The sequence below is a fragment of the Tateyamaria sp. genome (assembly GCF_059783535.1).
In genome coordinates this window covers 7827-9656 of the sequence record NZ_JBYNDP010000131.1, presented here as the reverse complement: position 1 = coordinate 9656, position 1830 = coordinate 7827, and the positions used below count along the sequence as shown (strand labels likewise).

Here is a 1830-nt window from a genome sequence, read left to right as displayed (position 1 = left end):
ACGTGCGGGAGAACGCATATGCGCCCTATTCGAATTTCAAGGTCGGTGCGGCCGTCCGTGCGGCGGATGGTACTGTATTTGTAGGCTGCAATGTCGAGAATGTGGCTTATCCCGAGGGGACTTGTGCCGAGGCTGGGGCCATTGCGGCAATGGTCGCCGCCGGTCAGGGAAAGATCACCGAGGCCTATGTTGTTGCGGGCAGCCCGATGCCTGTCACGCCCTGCGGCGGGTGCCGTCAGAAGCTGGCCGAATTCGGTTCCGGGGATGTGCGTGTGACCATGGCCACCACGGGTGGTGTTGAGCAGGTCATGACCCTTGCCGAATTGTTGCCTGGCGCTTTTGTTGCCGCCCACATGGATGGCGATGCATGAGCGACGCACGATCCATCATTGCCAAACTACGCCAGCGTCAAACCCCATCACGTGAAGAGCTGAGCTGGTTTGCCGAAGGGCTGGCAGACGGCACCGTAACCGATGCGCAGGCCGGGGCCTTTGCCATGGCCGTTTGCCTGAACGGTCTGGGCGATGTGGGCCGGGTCGCATTGACCATGGCCATGCGCGACAGTGGGCAGGTGCTGAACTGGGATCTGGAAGGTCCGGTCCTCGACAAGCATTCGACGGGCGGCGTTGGCGATTGCGTGAGCCTTGTGCTGGCCCCCGCCCTGGCTGTCTGCGGCGCCAATGTACCGATGATTTCGGGGCGCGGATTGGGCCACACGGGCGGGACTTTGGACAAGCTGGACGCCATTCCGGGCGTCTCGACCGAGCTGAGCGAACAGCGGTTGCGGGACGTGTTGGCCAAGGCCGGTTGCGCCATTGTCGGCGCAACAGCCGAGGTCGCGCCCGCAGACAAACGGCTTTACGCCGTGCGCGATGTGACCGCCACAGTCGAGAGCATGGACCTGATCACCGCGTCTATTCTGTCAAAGAAGCTGGCCGCGGGCCTTGATGGGCTGGTGCTGGACGTCAAGGTCGGGTCCGGCGCTTTCATGAAGGATGTGGAAGCGGCGCGTGCCCTTGCCGATGCGCTGGTAAAAACGGCCAATGCCGCCGGATGCAAGACCACGGCGCTGATCACGGACATGTCGCAGCCCCTTGCCCCTGCCCTTGGCAATGCGCTTGAGGTAGCGGAAGTCATGCGCACACTGACCGGCCCGGCGCAGGGTCCGTTGGTCGAGATTTCGGCGGCCTTGGGCGGGGTCCTTCTGGCCAATGGTGGCTTGGCGGACGACGTACAGGCGGGCGCGGATGCCATTGTCGCGGCCATTGCGGATGGCCGTGCGGCAGAACGTTTTGGCACGATGATCGCGGCAATGGGCGGCCCCCTGCATTTTGTCGAGAACTGGTCGAGGTTCCTGCCGGAAGCCACTGTTATTCGCGAAATCAGCGCAACGGGGCCGGGATATGTCACTGCCATTGATGGCGAAGCGCTGGGATTGGCCGTTGTCGATCTGGGCGGTGGCCGCAAGGCCGAGGGTGACGTGATCAATCCGGCTGTTGGCCTGTCCGACGTGGCCCGCCTGGGCACCAAACTGTCCAAGGGACAGCCCTTGTGCGTGATCCATGCGGCGCGCCCGGCGGATGCGGATCGGGCCGAAGCCGCGGTGCGCAAGGCCATCACCGTCGGCAGGCAAGCGCCCATCGTGCCAGACCTGATCACAGAGCGGATCGGCTGATGCCGCGCGCGTTCCTTATCGTCATGGATTCCGTCGGGATTGGCGGTGCCCCTGATGCGGCTGCGTATTTCAACGGGGATGTGCCGGATACAGGCGCCAATACTGTTGGTCATATTGCCGAAGCCTGTGCCGCGGGCCGCGCAGAGGATGGCCGC

At 63.9% G+C, this 1830-nt stretch carries 2 protein-coding genes and 1 pseudogene; all 3 read left to right on the top strand.

The window, feature by feature from the left end; translation table 11 throughout:
• The first annotated feature begins 2 nt into the window (after positions 1 to 2).
• On the top strand, positions 3 to 371 hold the full coding sequence (locus AC6RA8_RS18480; protein WP_500354706.1) for a cytidine deaminase: 369 nt from the start codon (positions 3 to 5) through the stop codon (positions 369 to 371).
• Positions 368 to 1675 carry a thymidine phosphorylase gene (locus AC6RA8_RS18475; RefSeq protein ID WP_500354704.1) on the top strand — a complete coding sequence of 436 codons (1308 nt, stop codon included), beginning with the start codon at positions 368 to 370 and terminating at the stop codon, positions 1673 to 1675. Before AC6RA8_RS18480 ends, AC6RA8_RS18475 begins: the two co-directional genes overlap by 4 nt.
• Positions 1675 to 1830 (top strand): annotated as a pseudogene (locus tag AC6RA8_RS18470) (phosphopentomutase); the annotation flags it as partial. The gene AC6RA8_RS18475 and the pseudogene AC6RA8_RS18470, both read left to right, overlap by 1 nt.